The sequence below is a fragment of the Shewanella chilikensis genome, assembly GCF_037953065.1.
Taxonomy (GTDB): Bacteria; Pseudomonadota; Gammaproteobacteria; order Enterobacterales; family Shewanellaceae; genus Shewanella; species Shewanella chilikensis.
In genome coordinates this window covers 4,491,200-4,512,857 of sequence record NZ_CP149966.1, presented here as the reverse complement: position 1 = coordinate 4,512,857, position 21,658 = coordinate 4,491,200, and the positions used below count along the sequence as shown (strand labels likewise).

At 54.6% G+C, this 21,658-nt stretch carries 20 protein-coding genes; 6 read left to right on the top strand and 14 right to left on the bottom strand.

Annotated features, from left to right (window positions below; translation table 11 throughout):
• Nucleotides 1-19 precede the first annotated feature (19 nt).
• From WKR14_RS20280 to WKR14_RS20255, 6 genes are all read right to left on the bottom strand, one after another.
• Nucleotides 20-2,869, bottom strand: coding sequence for a molybdopterin-dependent oxidoreductase (locus WKR14_RS20280; protein ID WP_101054261.1), 2,850 nt, complete (start codon nucleotides 2,867-2,869; stop codon nucleotides 20-22).
• An 18-nt stretch (nucleotides 2,870-2,887) separates the two neighbouring features.
• Nucleotides 2,888-3,085, bottom strand: a complete 198-nt coding sequence (locus tag WKR14_RS20275) for a twin-arginine translocation signal domain-containing protein (RefSeq protein WP_025010612.1) — start codon at nucleotides 3,083-3,085, stop codon at nucleotides 2,888-2,890.
• 75 nt (nucleotides 3,086-3,160) lie between these two features.
• Complete coding sequence (locus WKR14_RS20270) at nucleotides 3,161-3,817, bottom strand: TorD/DmsD family molecular chaperone (protein WP_146508592.1); 657 nt, start codon at nucleotides 3,815-3,817, stop codon at nucleotides 3,161-3,163.
• 10 nt (nucleotides 3,818-3,827) lie between these two features.
• Nucleotides 3,828-5,492, bottom strand: coding sequence for a 4Fe-4S binding protein (locus WKR14_RS20265; RefSeq protein WP_165566094.1), 1,665 nt, complete (start codon nucleotides 5,490-5,492; stop codon nucleotides 3,828-3,830).
• A gap of 150 nt (nucleotides 5,493-5,642) precedes the next feature.
• On the bottom strand, nucleotides 5,643-6,269 hold the full coding sequence (locus WKR14_RS20260) for a DUF3306 domain-containing protein (protein ID WP_101054264.1): 627 nt from the start codon (nucleotides 6,267-6,269) through the stop codon (nucleotides 5,643-5,645).
• On the bottom strand, nucleotides 6,269-6,727 hold the full coding sequence (locus WKR14_RS20255; protein ID WP_101054266.1) for a DUF3305 domain-containing protein: 459 nt from the start codon (nucleotides 6,725-6,727) through the stop codon (nucleotides 6,269-6,271). Before WKR14_RS20255 ends, WKR14_RS20260 begins: the two co-directional genes overlap by 1 nt.
• A gap of 278 nt (nucleotides 6,728-7,005) precedes the next feature.
• Between WKR14_RS20255 and WKR14_RS20250 the strand changes: the two genes are divergently transcribed.
• Both WKR14_RS20250 and WKR14_RS20245 read left to right on the top strand, forming a co-directional pair.
• The gene (locus WKR14_RS20250) at nucleotides 7,006-7,836 is read left to right on the top strand and encodes a formate dehydrogenase accessory sulfurtransferase FdhD (RefSeq protein ID WP_339087118.1); all 831 of its coding nucleotides are present in this window, start codon (nucleotides 7,006-7,008) and stop codon (nucleotides 7,834-7,836) included.
• Between the two features lie 24 nt (nucleotides 7,837-7,860).
• Nucleotides 7,861-8,766, top strand: coding sequence for a helix-turn-helix transcriptional regulator (locus WKR14_RS20245; protein ID WP_039035141.1), 906 nt, complete (start codon nucleotides 7,861-7,863; stop codon nucleotides 8,764-8,766).
• 42 nt (nucleotides 8,767-8,808) lie between these two features.
• Here the strand turns inward: WKR14_RS20245 and rlmF are convergent, their stop codons facing one another.
• Nucleotides 8,809-9,876 carry a 23S rRNA (adenine(1618)-N(6))-methyltransferase RlmF gene (rlmF, locus tag WKR14_RS20240; RefSeq protein ID WP_234555735.1) on the bottom strand — a complete coding sequence of 356 codons (1,068 nt, stop codon included), beginning with the start codon at nucleotides 9,874-9,876 and terminating at the stop codon, nucleotides 8,809-8,811.
• Nucleotides 9,869-10,276 (bottom strand): flagellar basal body-associated protein FliL, encoded by a 408-nt coding sequence (locus tag WKR14_RS20235; RefSeq protein ID WP_100143257.1) that lies wholly within the window; start codon nucleotides 10,274-10,276, stop codon nucleotides 9,869-9,871. Before WKR14_RS20235 ends, rlmF begins: the two co-directional genes overlap by 8 nt.
• Nucleotides 10,277-10,381: 105 nt before the next feature.
• Between WKR14_RS20235 and WKR14_RS20230 the strand changes: the two genes are divergently transcribed.
• The gene (locus WKR14_RS20230; RefSeq protein ID WP_101054275.1) at nucleotides 10,382-10,960 is read left to right on the top strand and encodes a chorismate--pyruvate lyase family protein; all 579 of its coding nucleotides are present in this window, start codon (nucleotides 10,382-10,384) and stop codon (nucleotides 10,958-10,960) included.
• A 70-nt stretch (nucleotides 10,961-11,030) separates the two neighbouring features.
• Here the strand turns inward: WKR14_RS20230 and WKR14_RS20225 are convergent, their stop codons facing one another.
• Genes WKR14_RS20225 through WKR14_RS20210 form a run of 4 tightly spaced genes read right to left on the bottom strand, consistent with a single transcriptional unit; the run spans nucleotide 11,031 to nucleotide 16,977 of the window.
• On the bottom strand, nucleotides 11,031-13,844 hold the full coding sequence (locus WKR14_RS20225; RefSeq protein WP_339087117.1) for an immune inhibitor A domain-containing protein: 2,814 nt from the start codon (nucleotides 13,842-13,844) through the stop codon (nucleotides 11,031-11,033).
• A complete protein-coding gene (locus WKR14_RS20220; protein WP_224867207.1) occupies nucleotides 13,841-14,179 on the bottom strand; it encodes a hypothetical protein in 339 nt (112 codons plus the stop codon). Before WKR14_RS20220 ends, WKR14_RS20225 begins: the two co-directional genes overlap by 4 nt.
• 48 nt (nucleotides 14,180-14,227) lie before the next feature.
• On the bottom strand, nucleotides 14,228-16,357 hold the full coding sequence (locus WKR14_RS20215; protein WP_339087116.1) for an MGH1-like glycoside hydrolase domain-containing protein: 2,130 nt from the start codon (nucleotides 16,355-16,357) through the stop codon (nucleotides 14,228-14,230).
• 32 nt (nucleotides 16,358-16,389) lie between these two features.
• Nucleotides 16,390-16,977, bottom strand: coding sequence for a YhgN family NAAT transporter (locus WKR14_RS20210; RefSeq protein WP_100143252.1), 588 nt, complete (start codon nucleotides 16,975-16,977; stop codon nucleotides 16,390-16,392).
• Between the two features lie 187 nt (nucleotides 16,978-17,164).
• On the opposite strand from WKR14_RS20210, the gene WKR14_RS20205 reads away from it, so the two are divergent.
• Together WKR14_RS20205 and WKR14_RS20200 are read left to right on the top strand one after the other, a co-directional pair.
• The gene (locus WKR14_RS20205; RefSeq protein ID WP_335921388.1) at nucleotides 17,165-18,829 is read left to right on the top strand and encodes a metal transporter; all 1,665 of its coding nucleotides are present in this window, start codon (nucleotides 17,165-17,167) and stop codon (nucleotides 18,827-18,829) included.
• A 78-nt stretch (nucleotides 18,830-18,907) separates the two neighbouring features.
• Nucleotides 18,908-19,687 (top strand): NRDE family protein, encoded by a 780-nt coding sequence (locus tag WKR14_RS20200; RefSeq protein WP_101057353.1) that lies wholly within the window; start codon nucleotides 18,908-18,910, stop codon nucleotides 19,685-19,687.
• Here WKR14_RS20200 and WKR14_RS20195 read toward each other — a convergent pair.
• Both WKR14_RS20195 and WKR14_RS20190 read right to left on the bottom strand, forming a co-directional pair.
• Nucleotides 19,650-20,219 carry a DUF3365 domain-containing protein gene (locus tag WKR14_RS20195; protein ID WP_339087115.1) on the bottom strand — a complete coding sequence of 190 codons (570 nt, stop codon included), beginning with the start codon at nucleotides 20,217-20,219 and terminating at the stop codon, nucleotides 19,650-19,652. The genes WKR14_RS20200 and WKR14_RS20195 overlap by 38 nt on opposite strands.
• A gap of 62 nt (nucleotides 20,220-20,281) precedes the next feature.
• Nucleotides 20,282-20,707: a YybH family protein gene (locus WKR14_RS20190; RefSeq protein WP_101057357.1), complete on the bottom strand. Its 426-nt coding sequence runs from the start codon at nucleotides 20,705-20,707 to the stop codon at nucleotides 20,282-20,284.
• Between the two features lie 386 nt (nucleotides 20,708-21,093).
• Between WKR14_RS20190 and WKR14_RS20185 the strand changes: the two genes are divergently transcribed.
• Nucleotides 21,094-21,651, top strand: a complete 558-nt coding sequence (locus WKR14_RS20185) for a lysophospholipid acyltransferase family protein (protein WP_101057371.1) — start codon at nucleotides 21,094-21,096, stop codon at nucleotides 21,649-21,651.
• Nucleotides 21,652-21,658 lie beyond the last annotated feature (7 nt).

The window sequence follows — 21,658 nt, the reverse complement described above, 5'->3', positions numbered from 1 at the left end:
ATCTCCTCATCAAGTACGGTTAGGCTTTGGTGATCTGGCACAGGCTGGATTTGGTTTCCTGCATCTGTGTCACCACATCATAGCCATAAGTCAGAACCGTGTTGGCCGATTCACCCTGAACGTAAGGAACTGTACCTTCCGGATAATTCTTCACCAGGCTCTCGCCTTCGAAGATACCGGCGAAGTGGTACGGCATGAAACATTCACCGTTGATCACCCGTGGCGTTACCATGGCCTTGACCTTGATCTTGGCGCCTTCTGGGCTGTGTACCCAAACATCGTCGCCATCGCGTAGACCGCGGTCGGCAGCATCTCCTGGGCTGATCTCGATAAACATCTCCTGCTGCAACTCGGCCAACCAAGGGTTGGAACGGGTTTCTTCACCACCGCCTTCATATTCCACCAGACGACCAGAGGTCAGTGCCAGCGGGAAGTCTTTGGAGAAGTCCTTGTCCTGAATTGACTTGTACAGGGTCGGCAGACGCGCCACCATACGGTCTTCGTAGGTGGGGTACTTGGCGACCAGGTCACGACGAGGCGTGTATAGAGGTTCACGGTGCAACGGAATGTCGTCCGGGAAGTTCCATACGATACAACGAGCCTTGGCGTTACCATAAGGGATACAGCCGTGAGCTATGGCCACACGCTGAATACCACCGGAAATATCGGTTTTCCAGTTTTTGCCTTCGGCGTGTTTCTTCTCTTCTTCGGTCAGGTCATCCCACCAACCCAGCTGCTTGAGCATCTTGTCGGTGAACTCAGGGTAACCGTCCTGAATCTCACTGCCTTTGGAGAAGGAACCTTCGGCAAGTATGTTGTTGCCATTGTGCTCAACACCGTAACGGGCACGGAAGTTACCACCGCCGTTGCGGACTTCACGGTCGGTACGATAGAGGATTTGAGTACCTGGATGCTTCATCTCAGGTGTGCCCCAACATGGCCATGGCAGACCATAAGTTTCGCCCTTGGCCGGGCCGCCGGGTGCTTCGAGGGTATCGAAGTCGAAGGTACCCCAGTTTTCTTGGTGCATCTTCAGACGCTCAGGGCTCTGACCTGTGTAACCTATGGTCCACATACCGCGGTTGAACTCGCGGGTGACATCTTCAACCAACGGCTCTTCACCGTTGACCTTGATGTGCTTACAGAACTCTTTCTCAACGCCCCACTTTTTGGCCAACTTGTACATGATCACATGGTCAGGCAGCGACTCGAACAGAGGGTCGATGACCTGAGAACGCCACTGCAGTGAACGGTTGGAAGCTGACACAGAACCATAGGTTTCGAACTGAGTCGCTGCCGGCAGCAGGTAGACGCCATCTTTACGCTGGTGCATAACACCGGCCATGGTTGGGAATGGGTCAACGACTACCACAGTGTCCATCTTGTTCAGTGCTTCACGCACCTCACGGCCACGGGTTTCGGTGTTGACTGACTGACCCCAGAAGAAGGCCAGACGGATATTGTCTTTCTGGGCAATCTTGTTCTTGTCTTCCAGCACACCGTCGTGCCAGCGGGAACAAGGGATACCGGCTGAAGTCTGTGGCTTCTGGCCCAGATACTCGCCCTGATCGAAACGGCTGTTGACCCAGGCAGGATCCAGATCCCACACATTGCACCAATGCGCCCAGGCGCCGGAAGTCAGACCATAGTAGCCAGGTAGGTTATCGAACAGCAGACCAAAGTCAGTGGCGCCCTGTACGTTGTCGTGACCACGGAAGATGTTGGTACCACCACCGGAAACACCCATGTTACCCAGGGCCAACTGCAGGATACAGTAAGCACGGGTATTGGCGTTACCCACGTGGTGCTGAGTACCACCCATACACCAAACGATAGTGCCGGGCTTGTGCTCGGCCATCATCTTGGCGACGCGACGCATTTGAGCTTCACCGACACCGGCAACATGCTCAACCTCGGCAGGGTTGTACTTCTTCACCTCTTCGCGGATACGTTCCATGCCGTACACACGCTGATCGATAAAGCTCTGATCTTCCCAGCCGTTTTCGAAGATATGCCACAGCAGACCGTAGATGAAAGGAATGTCGGTACCGGGACGGATATGCACGTACTCGTCAGACTTAGCTGCAGTACGGGTGAAACGTGGATCAACCACTATGACTTTGGCACCGCGCTCTTTACCTACCAGAATGTGTTGCATTGCCACAGGGTGAGCTTCACTGGGGTTGGAGCCGATAAACAGCATGCACTTGGCATTGTGCATATCGTTGAAGGAGTTGGTTTGCGCACCATAGCCCCAGGTGTTGGCCACACCGGCTACAGTGGTAGAGTGACAAATACGCGCCGAGTGGTCGACGTTGTTGGTGCCCCACATGGCTGCGAGTTTGCGGTACAGGTAAGACTGTTCGTTGGAGAACTTGGCACTACCCATGAAGTACACAGAGTCAGGGCCGGATTCTTCGCGGATCTTCAGCATCTTGTCGCCGACTTCATTGATAGCCTGCTCCCAGCTGAGACGTTTCCACTTACCGCCTTCGAGTTTCATTGGATACTTGAGACGTTTCTCACCATGGCCGTGCTCACGCAGTGACGCGCCCTTGGCACAGTGACCACCGCGGTTGAATGGATGGTCCACGGCAGGTTCCTGCCCGGTCCAAACACCGTTTTGCACTTCGGCGTAAATACCACAACCTACTGAACAGTGAGAGCAGATAGTACGCTTCACTTCGGTTGGGGCATCGTGAGGAATATCTTTGGCTTCGGCTTTACGCATCATTCCTGCGCCCAGCATAGATGCTGCGGCAATCCCACCGGTAGCCAAACCGGCAGACTTAAGGAACTGACGACGATTCAGACCCAGAGCGGGCTTTGCAGCCACCGCGGCCTGGTCTGTTTTGCGGGTTAATCGCATCACATACTCTCCTTATCGTTATTTGTTACGCAGTGAGGCGTAATAATTGCGCACATGGTCAGTCTCACGGTAGCCCTCACCCTTTGGCACTTCTGGTGCTTCAGGCTTGGCCGCCAAGGCTTGACCACTGACAGTCGCAACCGCGCCTGCCGCACTGCCGATCGCCAATGCCTTGAGCAGTTGACGACGACCCATGTCGGAAGCTTGCTTCTTCATAGTGTCTCCTCGTGTTGAAGGTAGACGGGGGAAACTCCCCCGCATGCTTTAGCCCGTGTTGCCACGGACAAATTCTCAGGCCAGCTCGCTGGCTTTGGGCTGGATCTGTACCGCCGGGGTTTCCACCACAGGCGTGCTCAGCACCAGCTGTTCAAACTCATTGATTTCGGTTTCAAAGAAGGCCCGGCCGAGTTGTGCCACCACGGCGTAAAACGCAGCGGAGGGACAACGGGACAGGGTATCGAAGAAACGTATGATCCAGCTGCCGATATGGCGGCGGTAGAAGGCCAGTTGCTGGTGAGCCGGCGCCTCCAGCAGCAATACGCCCATTACCTCGCACAGAGCGGCGACATGATCTTCCGGTTCCTTGACATTTTCTTCGCGCTCGAAGCCCAGTTGCATCAGGTCCTGACGCAGCAGAGCCAAGGGCTTGTCCATCAGCGAACCTGTCATAAACCAGCTGCCATAGGGCAGGATTTCCCCTGAGCCCACACCGAGGAAGATGTTGAAATACTCATCTTCCAACTGATTACTGTCGAACTGGACGGCCGCCAACTTAAGCGCCAACCAGGCCTTGGTCATCTCACTGTCGTCATTGGCGTCGACTTCGAGGTCGCCAAGAAAACTCAGCAATTCCGGGCTGGGGTGGCGCCTTAGCAGTGCCGCCAGCAGCTGATAGATATCTGCTCTAAGCTGATCGTTTTCTGATACTTCTCTTACTGTTTCGGTCATAGCGGATCTCTTATCTCAGTTGCTTTTCCGGATCCTGGAGTATGTCTTCAAACATATCCTTCACCCGGCAATCACCACACATCTTCAAGCGCTCTATGTTGGCGCTGAAGGCGCTGTGGCTTCCGACCATATCCAGCATCCGGTGCACCATAGACTGGGTCGCGAACGGCGCTCCACAACGAATACATTCGAACGGAGCTTCTTCTTTCAGGATCCGGCGCTGCTGCCGTGCAGCCTTATCCAGATTGACCTGAGGAGTCAGGCTGATCACTTTCTCCGGGCAGGCAGCTTCACACAGGCCACACTGCACACAATCCTGCTCGACAAAATAAAGTGCCGGGGTGTCGCCACCGTCGGTCAATGCCTGGGTAGGGCAGGTCGCGACACAGGACATACACAAGGTGCACTTGTCGGCATTGATATTCACCAGGCCATAGGGGATATTACCCATGGCCAGTTGAGTATCGACATTGGCTGCTTGCTCATTGAGATGATCGATAGCGGCATACAGCTGGGTGCGCTTGTTACCCTCAGAGAGCACAGCAGGTACTATCACGGGCCAGTCCAGACTTACATCCAGTATAGGCCAGAGATTGGCAAGCTCGGCTTCGTCGATAACCCGAATCCTTTGAGGCTGTCCCATCTCATCCAAAATGGCGTTGGCCAATCCCAGTTCGCCCTTGAGCATTTGGGTCAGGGTAGGGGCCGTAGCGCTGGTGTTGAGGATCAACACCTGGCGTGCGCCCCAAGCCAGAGAAGCCATCCAGTGATCCATGCTGGCCACAGTGACTTCTTCCAGTGCCACAGGAAGAACCTCGCCCGGCAACTCGTCATTGATCAAGGCGCCGCCCTGTCCCATGTCGTGGAACAGAACTACAGGCGCGGTTTGTGCCTGTTCGCGGAAGCGGGAAATCAACTTATTCAGGTATGAATGCAGCGCCTGAGGGGTTGGCTGGTCGTAGGCAATGGCCCCGGTTGGACAGGCATTGGTGCAACTGCCGGCGCCGTGGCACAGATAAGGGTCTATCTCAATCTGCTTGGCCACGCTCTTGATAGCATCGGCCGGACAGAAGTTGAGACAGCGGTTACAACCATTATTGCCGTTGCGATTGTGGGCACAGAGATCGGCGTTGACCTTGACATAGCGCGGCTTGTCAAACTGGCCGATCATCTGGGGCAACTCTTGCAAGGCTTCGGCCAGTTTCTGCGGGTCCTGACCCACATAGAAATAGCCGGGTGGCAGCATTTCCAACTGAATTTGCGGCTCCCGGCTCAGGTCGAGGATCAGGTCAAAATGCGGCTTGCGCAGAGCAACCACACTGAGCTCGGCGGCGCCGTTGTCATGTTCGACACTCACCTGGAATTGACCGAGGAAGCCTTTGATGCCAATCAGCTTGTTGTAGTAGCTCTCAACCTCTTCGGCGGCAGCCATTACGGCTTCGAGGTGGGCCTCTTCCTGGCTGGTGATCGGCTCATTGGCCAAGATCACTCTGCCGGCCATGGCAGACAGTTTGTCTGCCGCCAGCCGGGCCAGATCTTCAGGGCCTATCACCAGGACATTCCCCTCTGTGGTGTAACTTACGGTCGGTGGGATCAGGTTTTGCAGAATCTGAGTCTGCTGGCTGACCTCACGACGCACCTGCCGCAGCGCTTGCTGGGCGGGATTATTGCTCACACTATTGTTCACTTTGCGTTCCTGAACAGTTTATGGCGGTGGCCGTATTCTTTATCTTGCTGCTTTTATTATTGATTTACAGCTTGCTATAGCCTGAATACAGCAATTCACATACCAAATTTATGGGCATTAAAGGCTGTTAAACTGACGTCAAACAACCGGCTTATGAGTTTCTGCCACTGTATCTGAGGCATTTTGGGCTTCTGCCGTCATTTCCCCGTCCAAATTGTCCGCCGGCGACTGTGGCGCAGATTGCTCGGCTAACTGTGGCGTGTCGACCTCGGCATCTTCTAGGGAAGCATCGGCTTCGGCTAAGGCTTCTTCTGCTTCTTCCGGCTCCTCTTTTTCCAGTACGTGACGGAAAACTTTCTTGGCCAATTCTGCAGAGGCTTCAGCGGTTAGCTTGGGCTGGTTGCTGTAATCGAGTGCGTACTCGAGTAAGCCGTCGATTTCATTGAAGTGAGGTTGCTTCCACAGGGTGCGCAGTGCAGCGGTCTTGACAGCCGGGTCGACATTTTTGGCCATAAAGCTGGCGAAACTGCCGCCAACCTCGATACCGTTGGGGTCGGGCAAGTCTTCGGCGGTCAGCAGTTTTTCTTCCTGCGACTCAGGCTCTGACAGAGTTTCGAGCGCAGCCTGAGTTTCCGGCTCTGCCTCTGCCACAATTTCCGCTTGGGGAGGTGTTTCTTGCAGCGGTTCATCGACAGGAGTTTCACCGTCCAGTACCTGTTGTTTGCGCAGTGCCCAACGGCTCAGGAATCCACTCTTTTCGGCCATTAGTGCCTCCGAATGTTGTCTTCGGCCAATTCCTTGCGGCGGTTAACATGTTTGCGTCTGTGGGCGGTGATTTCCACTTCACCGTGACGGGTTATAAAGGCTTCAATCCAGCAGGCAATCGCCTCCGGCATCGGCATGTTCAGCACTGGGGTATCCCCTTCGAGACAGCCGGCTGCGACATTTTGGTCGGCGGAGATGGCGGCCGGGATCCAGTTGCCCTCGACATCTTCGTCACAGACGATGTAAAGCATGGGATTGTCCATATCCAGATTAAGGCGGTAACTGGCACGCTCATCACGAAATAACTCCAGTAGAACCAGCTTGGATCCGGGCGGCGCCTCATGAGTGGCGGGCACGATTTGGTCCAGCTCCCAGCTGATGGATGTCCAACGACCGACCTGTTTCTCCACTTTTTTCAGTGAAACGTACATGGGCCATACGCTTTCGGAATGTTGCATACTGACTCTCCCTCCCGATGGGATTATTTTCGGGCATAAGTAAGACCTCTATGACATTGCAATTTTAGTGCCAGTTGCCATATGAGAAATAAGTTTGAACTTGATCATCTATTTAAGGCTAAAAGTAGGACATTTTGTCCAATATGTAATCTGGTTTGGGACATTCATGACCTGGGTATTGTCGACGCTTGCTGCGGATCACGCATTTTGCAGCCTGAACCCTGTGACGGTATAAATATTGCTATGCTGTGGCCCATGCTCTCTATGAAGGTTTAATAATGACCCGTGCCAAACCCCAATTGATCAAGACCAATACCCAGGTACCTTTGACCATTGCCGTAACTGCGGTCGATGAAAATGGCCAACTGCAGGAGAAGTATGTCGCCTGTGAAAGGCCGCTGACGGTTTACCTCAACTGGCGACCAATAGTCACCCTGATGACCTTGGGCGCAAGAGCCGAGGCTCTGGCACTGGGTTACCTTAAGAATCAAGGTTTTATTAATGATGTTTCGCAACTGGAATCTGTGATTGTTGACTGGGATGTGGCTTCCGCGGCCGTGATCACCCGGGAGCAGACTGAGGATCTGGATGCCAAACTGGCCGACAAGACGGTCACCACAGGCTGCGGCCAGGGCACGGTATTCGGCGGCTTTATGGAAGGGTTGGGCGACATAGTCCTGCCGCAGCCGAAACTGAAGCAGAGCATGCTCTACTCCCTGTTGAAAAACATCAGTGAATACAATCAGACTTACAAGAATGCCGGTGCTGTTCACGGCTGTGGTCTGTGTGAAGCGGATAAGATAAAGTCCTTTGTCGAAGATGTTGGCCGCCACAATGCGGTGGATACTCTGGCCGGGGAGATGTGGCTGGAGCAGGACAGAGGCGACAACAAGATTTTCTACACCACGGGACGGCTTACTTCCGAGATGGTTATCAAGGTTGCCAAGATGGGGATCCCTGTGCTTTTGTCCCGCAGCGGTGTTACCCAGATGGGCCTGGAATTGGCGCAGAAGCTGGGGATCACCATGGTCGCCCGTGCCAAGGGACGCCATTTCCTGGTGTACAATGGCGCCGATAATATTGAGTTTGATGCCAGCAATCCACGCTGATACCCAAGATACCAAGGAGAAGTGATGACGGAGCCCAGTGAACTTGTCTATATGAGCGCCAAGCAGGTGGCCGAGTATCTGGACCTCAATGAAAAAAAGGTCTATGCCATGGCCAATGAGCGTATGCTACCGGCGACCAAAATCACAGGTAAGTGGCTGTTTCCAAAGATACTAATCGACCGTTGGATCATGGACTCCTGCCACAGTGGCATGTTGACCGATCGCTTGCTGATCACCGGCAGTGATGACCCCTTGTTATCGATGCAGGTGGCCAGGCTGATGGCCCAGGTTGGCAGTCGAGAACTTATTAGCTACAGCGCTACAGGTTCCCGCCTGGGGCTGGAGCTCTTGTCCAAGGGCTATGCCGATGTCTGTACCTTACATTGGGGCAGTTTGGAAGAGCGTAATATTCGTCATACGGCGTTGCTGAAGGGGTATCCCAACCACCAGCAATGGATCATGGTTCACGGCTATAACCGCCAGCAGGGGTTGATAGTGCGGCCGGATATGCACCACAGGTGTCAGGAAGAGAGCAAGGTGTTGCAACTCTCCTGGCGCTGGGTCACCCGCCAGGGCGGTGCCGGCAGCCAGCAACATCTGGAACATTGGCTGTTGAAGCAGGGTGCCAAGCTTGAGCAGCTCAACTCAGTACTCACCGCCTTCAGTGAAAGGGAGTTGGCCGGGTATATTGCCCGGGGTGATGCCGATATCGGCTTTGGTTGTCAGGCGGTCGCCATGGAAAGTGGCTTGAGCTTTGTGCCCTTGGTGACAGAGTCCTTCGACTTTGTCATGCCGCAGGGGATCTATTTCCGCCGTCAATTACAGCAGCTGTTCAAGATGCTCGGCGGTAGCCACACCCGGCAGATGGCCGCTCTGCTCGGTGGTTACGATCTCACCGATTGCGGCCGGTTGCTGTGGAGTCCGGAGTAGATCGGATTTTCAATCCAATTTGAGGTCTGCCTTTGGCGGGCCTCAAGCCTTGAACTTCCACCACTGAAGTCTGGCGGCTGCATCGAAGAAACTCCAGGCTAACACCCGGGTTTGCTTATTGCCCTGTTGCATCTCCAATATCTTGACCTCTTTGGCGCCAAGCCGCGTTAACGCCTGTTGACAGGGTTTGAGGTTGTCACTCTTGGACACCAAGGAAGAAAACCACAGCACTTGTCCACCATATTCGCGACTTTCGTGAATCATCCTCAGTAAGAAGCCCAACTCGCCGCCATCGCACCAAAGCTCGGCCTGACAGCCGCCAAAGTTCAGTTTATGCTCCTGACGCTGATGTTGCTCGCCGCGACTTGCCGCCAGATTGCGCTGCTTGCGTTCGCTGCCACTGCGGGCATCGGCGGCCGAGGCATGAAACGGCGGATTACAGAGGCTGAAGTCAAAACACTCCCCCGCCTGCAAAAGACCATGAAATATCTGTTCCGGTTCGGGTTGCAGTCGCAGTTCAATGGCACCAGTCAGCTTGGGATTGTGCTGCAAAACGCCGGCGACATTGTCCAGCGCCACAGGGTTGATATCGGCGCCGACAAACTGCCAGCCGTAGACACTTGAGCCAAGCAAGGGGTAGATGCCATTGGCTCCCGTGCCTATATCCAGGCCGCGAATACGCCGGCCTTGGGGGATTTTACCGCCTTCGGCCAGCAGATCGGCGATATGGTGCAAATAGTCTACTCGTCCGGGAATTGGCGGGCACAGATAGCCCTCAGGCAACTGCCAGTCCTGGATATGGTAATGGTGCTGCAATAGGGCGGCATTGAGGGCCAAGACAGCTTGCGGTTCGGCAAAGGGAATCGAAACCTGGCCATAGTCTGTGGTGATAAGGTGAGGCGCGAGCGCAGGGTAACTGGCGGCCAGAGCAGCAAAGTCATAGCCCTGGCGGTGCAGGTTGCGCGGGTGCAAGCCCTTGTTCTTGGCTTTTCCGCCCGTTTTAACCAAGGTTTTGCCGGCTTTTTGAGTCGTCTTTTGCGGCTTTTTCTTTACCTCGGCCCAGGCCTTGCCTTTCGGAGCGTTGAGCCGACGCTTTGTTACCTCAGTCATACAGGTACTTGGTAAACAGCAGATTCACCACCAGTGCCCGACCGGTTTCCTGCTCCAGCAAACGATTGACTGTGTCGTAACATTCACGGCGGATCTCTTCTCTGCCGGTAAGCGACTTGACCCTGTCCTCGGGTTGATTACCGAGAATCTCCACTATCGCGGCTCGCAGCAGGGGATCATGGTGTTGCAAGGCTACCAAGTCCTGGGGATCTTTCACCATCAGCTCAACACTGATGCGTACAAACCCCAACTTCTTGCGGTTGGAGATATAGTTGGTCACTATTTCAGGTTCAAAGCCATAATAGGCATAGGTATCTTCGGCAGGCTTTTCATCGGCCGCCATCACAGGCTGCAACATGCCGGCCAGCATAAAAAACAACAGTGTCAAAATGCGTTTCATATTGAGTTTCCAGCTCCCGTGACTTGTGCAGACGCCCCTTGCGATCTATCTGCTTGTGGGCAAGCGTGATAGACTCCCGAGTTGTAATATTGTACCGGGTATCCGATGAGTGTGACCAGTTTAAGCTTTCCTTATGGTGAATCAATTCAGTGGTTTTCGCCAGAGCAATTACAACAACTCCCCGCAGCGCCATTGCATGATTGGCTACTGGCGACCGGCAGTCTCACCAAGAGACTCAAAAGTTGCTGCAATCACTTTGAGGTCAAACTGCTCGGCGAAGCCATGCTGCCCACCGCAGCTCAGGAATGGCAGGGTAAGGAGCACAAAGCCATCTGGATCAGAGAAGTGCTGCTCTGCCTGGACGGGACTCCCTGGGTCTTTGGCCGCACCCTGATCCCGGCAAAGCTGCTGGAGCAACAGCAGAGACTGGGTAAGTTGGGTACTCGCCCCTTGGGAGAATTGTTATTTGGTGATATCGGCTTTGAACCCGGCGCTATAGAGGTTGCCTGCTTCGATAACCATTCACGGGTCGCTTCCCTCGCAGATTCACTGTCGCAACCTACCACAGAGGCTATCTGGGGCAGAAGACGTTATTTTCACTTTCAGGAGCAGCAACTGATTGTCGGTGAAATCTTCCTGCCGGCGGCGGTTGCCGCCATCCATCAAGGCCAACTTACGCCTTGAACAAGGGCTTGTAATCCCTCTCTTGAATTCCCCAAAACATACAAGGGACGCCAAAGCGTCCCTTATTCTGTCAACGCCTGCGCCGCCAGGCGATCAGCGCCAGCCCCAATAGGCTCAGGCTGCCGAGACTACCGCCACCGCCGCCGGAACTGCTTTCAGTCGTATTGGGTACAACCAGGTTGGAGACCACCAAGGTGCGACTATTACTGCTCTGATTATTCTGTGAGTCAGTCACTGTCAGGCGCACACTGTAGCTGCCCGCCGCACTGTAGGTATGCGAGGGAGAAGCAACTGTGCTGCTCTGGCCATCACCAAAGTCCCACTGATAACTGAGTTCTCCGCTGCCACCGCGGCTGAGATTATTGAACTGCACGGTTAAACCTGTACCACTGATATCGAACAGCGCCGACAGAGGAATGCTGACAGTCAGTTGCAAGCTGGTCACGGTCTGCCGGTTATTGGCGTCTGTCACCGTCAGTGTGACTGTGTAGGTGCCGGACTCACTGTAGCTGTACTGAGGCGTCGCTTGAGTGCTGCCAACGCCGCCGACACCAAAGTCCCACTGGTAAGTGTAAGGTGCAGTACCGCCACTGAGATTGGCGCTGAAACTGACATTGCCACCTTCCTGCTGGGCCGAAATGCTGGCGCTGAGTTCTGTGCCGTTGCTGTCGCTGCGTTTACTCACCAGCAGCTGCGCCTGGCTGCTGTCTTGCTCCTGGGTCAAAAGCTGCACCATAAGACCCAGTTGGGGCAGCACCAGACCGGCCTGAGGCTTGAGCGGCGCACTGTAGTCGTCGCTGTCATCAAACAGGCTATTGTTGCCAAGATGGGGGTCACCGAAAAACGCCGACTGCGGATAGAGGCTGAAGCTGGCATCACGAACCTGCACATCGGTATCACGGTTGCCGATCAGGTTTTGATCCGCATCCACCACCCCAATGAGCCCGTATCCCGGATGCTCGGCCACCTTGTTGTCGCTGTAGGCTAAGTTTTCAAACCACACCAAGAGTCCCGGCTCATAACTGTCTTGTTGCAGTCCGCTATCCACGCCCTGATAGTTGCGCAGTTGCAGCAGATAACGCCGCGGCGCGCCTGGGCGAGTATCATCGGTGCGAACAAAACCCGAAAGATTTACCGCCTCGAGAGCCGTCTCGGCATTATCGCTGTAGACTAGGTTGCCGTCACTCTCTATACGTATGTCATCCACCACAAAGCCATAGCCACCGACAGCTTCATCGGTACGATACACCAGGCTTATCTGCTTGTTCATACCGGCGTAGGCGCTAAGGTCGAAGCTCAATTCTTGCCAGCCTTGCTCTCCCTCACCGCCGGATAAGGCCGCCGAGTCACCACTGATAATATTGGCGGCATTGTTGATACTGTTGCTGCTTTTGGTATGGCTTCCCGCCAATGGCACCCCATCCACCAGCAGCTGCATATAGTCGTAGTCCTGTTCTATCTGCCAATGGGCCTTCATTTTCAGCGTCAGACTGGTACTCATGGGTAGCTGCAGTTCGAACGACATGGCGTTGTTGAGCTGATCGCCCTGATTCGAATAGTACTGGTATTGCCCCTGGTAAGCCTGAGTAAAGGCGATGGAGTCGGACGGCAGCTTGATGGCCAACTGGTTTACGCTACTGCTATTGGCATGCGTAAGCGACACCTGAGTGCCGTTGCTATCCAGCGCCTGATAATCCAGGGATTGTTCGTTGACCCAGCGGCCCTTGTATCTGTCCTGCAGAAACGAGCGGGCATAGGGGCTGAAACCACTGGGCTGTGAGCCTCTCGGAGAACCTGCCCAGCTGCCGCCGGACATCAGAGACCAGAGACCTACAGGCGAGCCATCGCTGGCTTCGGCACTGGTGTCATACTCATCCGGTAAACCGAGATCGTGACCAAACTCATGGGTACAGACACCGGTTCCGGCATCCAGCGGCTGAATGGTATAACCGAACAGACGCATATTACTGCCAGGGATAGCCTGGCCGTATTGACCTGGCGCCGAGGGAACAAAGAATCTGTGTGACCAGATGGCATCATCACCGAGCACGCCGCCACCGGCCTCTTCGCCTATGCTGGAATGGAAGATCATCACATGATCCAAAATCCCATCGGCTTCATCCAGGTTGCCGTCAGCGTCGATATCATAAGGATCTTCAATATCATACAGTGCCAGCTCAGCGGTACTCATGCTGGCTACTGCAGCTGCTACCGCTTCTTCTACCAATTCGGTGGCGGCTGTGTCGTCATTGTTGTTATTCGGGTCGTTGGCACCATAGTAGGCAGCATTTTGGCTGGCTCTGAACCAGCCTTTCACATCACCATTGAAGAAAAAGCTCTGACCGGAAACTGCTTGATAGTACTGATAGGCTGAGGGCAGTACTTGCCCCTGGGGCCCAGGGAAACCTGCATCGGAAAACAGCAGATCACGGTAATGGGCTACCGAGTAGTTGGCGTAATACATTTCGGTATCGCCGGGACTCAGGCGATTGTTGTTATAGGGCAAGTCGGGAAAATCCACCAGCACGGCCAACACCTTGACCCGCTTGGTCACATCGGTATCGGCTACCCGCGACTGTGCCCGCATTAACTTGCTTTGACGCAGGCTATTACTTCGTGCCTGTTGCAGCAGTTGCTGTTCTCTGGCCTTGAGCACTTGTGCGGCCTTGCTGTCTGCACCAGTAGCTTTGGCCGTATAAGCCGCCAGCGCTTGCTGCCGCTCCTCTTCTGAGGCGTCGGCATCAAGTTCACCGCGTTTCTCCAGCCAGTAGAGGATCTGCTCTTTGTTGATCACCCCGGGATCCGCCGGAGCCGTGGCGGCCAGAGCATTGGATATGCCAAAGAGACAAGCCGCCCCCAGGGCAAATACCGGCTTTAAACTCATGACTTGGGCTCCTTGATACACTTTTCAAACTTCTGATTGCGTTGCTGAATATACTCAGAGACCTTGGCTTCGGCCTCTTGTTCGCTCATTTGCGGAGTGATGATGTTGCGCTCGATAAGACTGGTTTTAATTTTAGCTCGATTTACCACAGGTGCCCCATTACCACAGGGCAATAAGGGTTTAACCGCGCGGTTTTTATCCGTAATGGTATCGACTCCGCCATCGCTCCCTGCCTGACAGGCACCAAGAAGCAAGCAGATAGCAAGAGTTGAGGGCAGTCGCACCGGCAGCGCCTTGTTTTTAACAGAGATGGTACAGAAGATTAACAGCAGCACATGAGATTGCACAGCAGAAAATCGCGGCCAATTCGCCTCATTCAGCGATTATTCAGCCTCAGACAACAAACCTTCACTATAAAGTAACAATAAGACCGAGGCCGACCAGCTGAAGTTGGTGCCATGCTGTCCTTCACCGCTGAGTGGATGGTAGTTTTCCCGTATCGGCAGATCCCGGCTATCGGCGGCGATGGCCGTCAGCAAGCGCCGCGACATTGCACTTGCCTGTTGCCGGTAACCGTAATGCTGCAATCCCTTAATGGCGAAGAAAGCCTGATCCAACCATACCGGCCCGCGCCAGTATCTGTCGGGGGCAAACGCTGGGCTGTCGCCGCTCACGCTCGGAAATGGCACCTGGGTACCGAAGCTTTCTGGTTTAAGTTGTTGTGTTACCAACGCTTCGGCCTGTTCAGGCGAAGCGACACTGGCCCACAGCGGGATCCAACCTTCAGTGCCCTTATTGTCGCTGAGCAATCGCCGCTTGCCCTCGGCATCGAAACGTACATCGTAGAAGAAATCGCTGGCAGGGTCGTAAAAGGCCTGCCGAATCGCTTGTCCCAACCGCTGGGCCTGTTGCCGCAGTTGCATTGCCTCGGCTTCCCGTCCCAGCAGACTGGCCATTTGCGCCAGATACTGTTTATCGGCATAGAGAAATGCATTGAGATCGACACTCTCCTGATTGAGTGAGTAGCCGAGCAAACGCCCCTTGGCGTCACTATTTTCCAGTACCTGCAGGCTGTTATCGGCATCGAATCTGGGTGCATTGTCCATGCCGGACTCCCAGGCCGCCGCCTGAATGATGGCATCACGATTAAGTGCCCCAGGCTCACCGTGCAGCGGATGCAGATTGGCGCCATATTCTGCCAAACCATTGCCGTCATGATCCCGGTTGCGATACCACCAGGCATGCAGGGCCATCAATCGTGGATAGAGCTCGGCGACAAATGCCTTGTCAGCGTCTTGAAGGTAGATCTCCCATACGGCCCAGGCCGCCAGCGGCGGTTTGCCATTCCGCTCATTCCAGTTGCCGCCGTCACCGCCGCGGGCCGCATCTTGGTTGTAAAACACCGCATCCGGCATGCTGCCGGCATCCTGGGGTCTGACGGGATCCTGCGCATCAAATTGATAGTCAAACATCGCCCGTACATTGGACTTGGCAAGCCAAGGCTCGACACGCGCCAGGGCCACCGCCTGTTTCCAGCTATCCCAGGCCCAGATGCCATTGAACCATTGATAGGTGACCGAAGGTGTTACCCCGTGGTGACGCAATGCCCCGGCCGGGCTGCGCCAGTTGTGTGTCAGGGTGCTGATGGCCCGGGCAGCCATACGCTTTTGCCCCAAGTCGCCATCGGCCAACTTGGCCAGACGCCAACCCCAGCGACTATGGTTGCGCTCGGCGCTCTGCAACAACTTAGGCCACTGCAGCGGCTTTACCTCTGCTGCGGTGTGAAAATATTGCTGAGCACTGAGAAAACTGCGCCGCTCAGAGGGAGCCAGGTTCAGCACTTCAGAACTGGCTCGGTAGCCCCGAGCGCCCCGTTCTTCCAGGAAGGTGGGTTCACGGAAGCTTATGCGGAATTTGGCATCATCGAGCATTAGCGACCAAGTTTTTCTCAGTGGCCGAAACTGCCACTCCAGTTGATTGGTCGCAAACTGTCTGCCGGCAATCCAGGGTTTGCCTACCGCCTTATCGAAGGGTTCTCCTTGCCATTGCAACTGCCACTGGCCGGCTTGGGAGCCGGTATTTTCCAGCACAGTCTCAATCAGTGAGCTGCGCTCATCGGCAAAATAGAGTTTGGTGCTGAGGCTGAGATCTTGCCAGCGATATTCCTGATACAGGCCATCCGGGCGACTGAACAGACGTCTTTCCGCCTCGGCAAAATTCTTAGCCTGCCCTGTGCTCAAATCCAATACGCTGAGGTGCTGCAAGCTGGGCGCCAGATGCAGGCTGTATTCCTGGGCGATGATCATAGGACCGGTGAAGCTGCCATAAAATGCAGGATCATCCGGCAGGTGATATCCATGCCAGGCGCCCATATCCATGTACACCGCGGGGATCTTCTGATTCCCGGCGGCGTCCCGCTCCTGCGCTTGCTGCGGCGTGCCTTGATAGGGCAAGAGATTGTCATAATCTCCGGCGGTCAGACTCAAAGCACAGATCAGGGCACAACTAAGCACTTTTACCTCGACTCAACATAACGATTAACAACTCAGGGATTCAAATATCGAGAGACACCATCGAGGAACATCTGCACCGAGATCATCACCAGCACCATACCCATCAAGCGCTCGACCGCAGTGAGCCCCTTGTCGCCCAAAACCTTGGTAAATAACTTATAAAACATCAAGATAACCACGCTGGCGCCCCAGGCCGCTACCAGAGCTATGGTCCAGTCGGCCATACGGCTGCTATCCGTATGGGCCAGCAGTATCAGTGCCGCCAAAATTGAAGGACCGGCCATCAAGGGAATCGCCATCGGCACAATGAAGGGCTCTTCACCGGCGGCCAGGCCCACCACCCCACCGGGTTGGGGGAAGATCATCCTGATGGCGATCAGGAACAGAATAATGCCGCCGGCAATGCTGACCGATTCTGACTTGAGGTTGAGGAAACTCAGGATGGCTTCACCGGCGTATAGAAATAACAGCATGATCAACAAGGCAAAAATAAGCTCTCGGATCAGCACTCGACGGCGTTTCTTGGGCTCGATATGACGCAATATAGAGGCAAAGATAGGCAAGTTGCCCAAGGGATCCATAATAAGAAACAGCATTACGGCAGCCGACAGAGTATCCATAAATATCCATTCACCAATACAACAACATAGAGTCGACTATTGTATAACTTTTTAGTCACCGGCTGTGGACTTTTATCTGTGGTCTCGGAGGGGAAAATCCTTCAAGGTAAATTCCAGGTAACGGCACTGCTCATTTGCCCGGCTACTGGTATACTATGGCGTTCTCTAAACTTCAGCCGTGAAATACATGCTCTATCTCGTCGCCAGTTTTATCGCCCTGCTCCTGGGCCCGCTGTTTTACCGCTATTTCTCATCAGGTAGCGGTTTGCAGAAGGGCTTGGACGGCTTTATTTTTGTTTCTCTCGGCGGCCTGGTACTGATCCATATCCTGCCTGAACTGCTGGAGCACGGCGGCATACTGGCGATCATCTTCGTGATCCTCGGCCTTTGGGGCCCCAGTGCCAGCGAGAAGCTGTTTCATCGCTACTCAGAGATCACCCATAATTTGACCCTCACGCTGGGGATCGGCGGCTTGTTGTTGCACACCATCACAGATGGCGGCGCCATGGTGCTGGCACAACAGGAAGGCAACTCCAGCCTGCTGGCGCTTGGGGTGATCATGCACAGGCTACCCGTGGGCCTGGCGATTTGGTGGTTGCTCAAACCCCAGGTCGGCACCCGTTGGGCCAGTCTGGTGTTGCTGGCCATGATGGCGCTGACATCTGTGGGCTACTTCGCCGGAGAGCAGCTGCTCAGCCATCTGAGCCTGGATAATACCGTGTACCTGCAAGCCTTTGTCACAGGCTCTATTTTGCATGTGGTGCTGCATCAGCCCCATGGCCATGGGCAGCAGACCCCAAGCAGCAAATATGAATACCAGGCCGGCATAGGCAGCCTGCTGGGGATAGGCCTGCTGGCATTGCTGCTGATGATGGATTCCGGCGGCCACCAGCACGCTCACCATGACCACAGCACAGATCAACTGCTGCACTGGTTGTTGTTACTGGCCCCGGTATTGCTGGCGGCCTACGCCTTGGCCAGCATACGTTTTGCCGCAGGTTTGTCTCCCACTCAAGCCTCGCTGCCGGGACGTTGGTTACAACGTCTCGCCGGCCCTGAAGCCTTATTACTGACCTTGGTGCTGCTGGGCTGGCAGTTTGCTCTGCTGCAGACCCTCGCACTCGCCGCACTGGGATTGTTTTTGAGTTATGCCCGCATCGAATTGACCGATCCCCACGCCAAGGTGCCGCAGTCCGCCTGGCATTTCGGTTTCACTCATCTGGTGGATAGAAGCGCGCCCTGGATCTTGCTCAGTTTGATCCTCGCTAATCTGATAGGCCATCCGTCAGTGCCGCTGTCGCACCCGGTGGCACAAGTGCTGGTGCTGGCCTTACTGTTTCTGCCGTTGCGTTTCTGTAATCTGGGCGCCGCCGTGTTGGCGATGTCGCTGGCCTACAGCGGCTGGAGCCCCTTGGCAGTAGCCTTGACCCTGATTGCCGCACCTGTGCTTAATCTGTCACAACTCAAGTTGATGAGCTGGAGTCAAAGGCTCGGCATGTTGCTGCTGCTATCCATTCTGCTTAGCGGCATTGCCTGGTGGCAACCACAGTGGCGTGAGCTGGGAGAGCTACCGAAAGAGATAAGCTACCCGGCGCTGACGCTGCTGTGTCTGCTCTACTCCAGCAGCTTGCTGCGTCAGGGGCCACGCAAGTTTTTACGGGGGATGTGGCTGGCCAAAGGCCATAGCCATGACCACGGCTCGGGGCAGCACAATGACTCAGGCCACAACCATGGTTCACATAGTCACGGTTCACATAACCATGGTTCACATAGTCACGGTTCGAGCAGCCATGACTCACACGGCCATGCTCACCATAATGGCCATGAGCATCAAGACAAAGGCTCTCACTGATTTAACCCTGTCAATGGGTGCCTTTGTTGGCTAACTTGTGGGATAAGCCTAAATTTAGACCCGGCATAAGGACAGCCCATGTGCATTCTGTTTCTGGCGCTGGATCAGCATCCGGATTATCCGTTGATCCTTTGCGCCAACCGCGATGAGTTTCATCACAGGCCCACGGCTCCGGCACACTTTTGGCCACCACAGCAGCAACTGCTGGCGGGTAAGGATCTGCAGGCAGGTGGTACCTGGCTTGGCTGTAATCGCCTGGGAATGGTGGCCGGTCTCACCAATATCCGCCAGCTAATCACGCAGCCGGAAGGTATGCGCAGCCGCGGAGAGTTGGTGCTCAAGGCGCTCGATAGCCAAACGCCAATAGAGCCACAATGGCTCAGCGAGCACAGCGACAACTATAATCCTTTCAATCTGGTTTTCGGCCAGGGCAAGCACTTTTGGTGTTATCACAGTCCGGATAAGTCATTGCGGTGCTTGAACAAAGGCTTTCACGCCATCAGCAATGGTGCCTTGGATGATATCTGGCCCAAGATGGCCCGCGGCGAGCAGGCGTTGGAGCGATTGATTAGTCAATCGGCCAAGCCGGATATAGATAAGCTGCTGGCAATAATGCGTGATGAGACTCCTGCGCCGGACACCAGCTTGCCAACCACAGGAGTCAGTCTGGAATGGGAGCGGCGCCTGTCATCCATTTATATTCGCCACCCGGAATACGGCACCCGGGCCACCAGCCTGATATTCATCTCCCGCGAAGGTCAGCTGAACTTTTACGAAGCCAGGTATGATGGCAAGGGGCGGCAACTGGGATTGGAGCAGTTCAGTTTTGCGCTGACAAACGCGGAGCCACTATGCTGATAGCGCCGCGGATCTGCCCCGGCTGATAACCTTTGGCGCTGTCATCCGGGTAGTGCTCATCCAATGCGGTTTTGACCTCGGGCGCCAATTGGCTACCGTGACAGGTGAGGCAAAGCGGCGCTACACCCTGGGCCTTCATAAAGCGCAGCTGTGACTCAGTCTCATCAATATGACTCAAACTCTGCGGGTCTTCACCGGCTGCGGCCCGCTCATCGAATGACAACAAAACCTGTCGCTGCCAAACTTCTGGCTCGGCCTCCGGATTACGGGGTTTCAAGCTGACACGTTTTACCTGCCAATCACTCTCGGCGGAGAGTTGGTGGGCGATTTCCGGCGCCTTCTGGGAACAAACCTCGATAGCTGCCACAGGGCCACCTTCGGCCAGGGCTTGCTGCAGTTGCGGCTTGAGTGTTTGGGCAAAGCGCTTGGCCAGCGTGGCCGCTTCGGTTTTGAATTCTGCGGCAGCTGGCTCGGCTATGGCTTGATTAACCAAGGCAAATGCCAGCAAGGCGGTCAGTGTGGGTTTTAACATAGGGTGCTCCATTAGATTTTTTTAATGGATTGATATTAGATAAATCTAATTCCCTATGCAAGTCAGGATGAGTGATCGTGAGTGATTACCCAGTGGTCGTCTTTCTTCTCCAGCAATAGGGTAAAGACCCCGGATGGACTATCCTTTTGCCTGAGCAAGACCCAGCGACCGGCCACCAAGGCAGAATAGTTACTCAACATCTGCACATCCTTGAGCTCCAGCTTGAGCTGGCCCATTGCCGCGCGATCCGGATAGCTGCGTTTATAGGCGGCCAGCATCTTGTCCCAGCCATATTTGAACTCGCCTTTGGAGACAAATCTCAGCTTGGGATCGTGCCAGTAACCCAACATATAGGCATCGATATTTCCCTGATTCCAGGCTTGTTGCTGACGATTGATCAGCTCGGTGATTTCATCTGTCGGTACCGCTTTAGCCGGAGCGATTGCAAGTAGCAGTACAGACAGGAGTCCAAAGATTAACTTTTTCATATTCCCTCCTTGCACTCTCCCGGAACCAGGCCAGGAAACCGTGCCGACACAGGCGTTGAGCTTCTATACTGATACTAACCTATTTGGCTCTAGATAAGGAAAGATCTGGGTAAACACATTGTCTTAGTAGATTGTAAGCAAATCCACCGCGCGTTTTGAACAAACTTACGCTACAGGGATTCATAGCTAATGACGACTCCTTGGCAAGATGTAGAACCCAGGCTTGCACAAACGAGATATTACTGAAATTATATTTTCCTTAAGGCCTCTGCTTGGGGAAGTGCTGCCTATGTTCAGACTCCTAAGCTAATCAAGGTTGGACTGTTGGCCCACCCCAAACACTTTTGAACTATACCTTTAATCAACTCAAGGTTTGGCAACTCTCTATGTTTAAAAAAATCTGCCAATGGCTGCTGGCTCTGTTTGGTTGGCAAATTCGCGGACAACTGCCCGATTCCCCGCAATACCTGGTGATAGTGGCGCCCCATACCAGTAACTGGGACTTTATTATCGGCGTGCTCGCCCGTGGGGCTCTGGCGGTCAAGATCCACTTTCTCGGTAAGCATCAACTCTTTATTCCACCCTGGGGCTGGTTTTTCAGGGCCATAGGCGGCAGGCCGGTAGACAGACGCAAGAACAATAATCTGGTCGATGCGGTAAGCGAGTTGTATCGTCAGGATCCCAACTTCAAGTTGGCACTGGCGCCTGAGGGCACCCGCAGCCCGGTAAAACGCTGGAAGACAGGCTTCTACCATATCGCCTCCAAGGCAGGGGTACCGATTGTGGCAGTGGGGTTGGACTTCAGCCAGAAGGCGGTGGTGATCAATCAACCCTTGATGCCGAGTGCGGACATGCAACAAGACATGGATCAGCTTATCGCCTTCTATCGTGGCATTCGTGGTCGCTTCCCCAAGGCTATTCCGGACTATTCAGCGGACAAGTGAGTCTTGT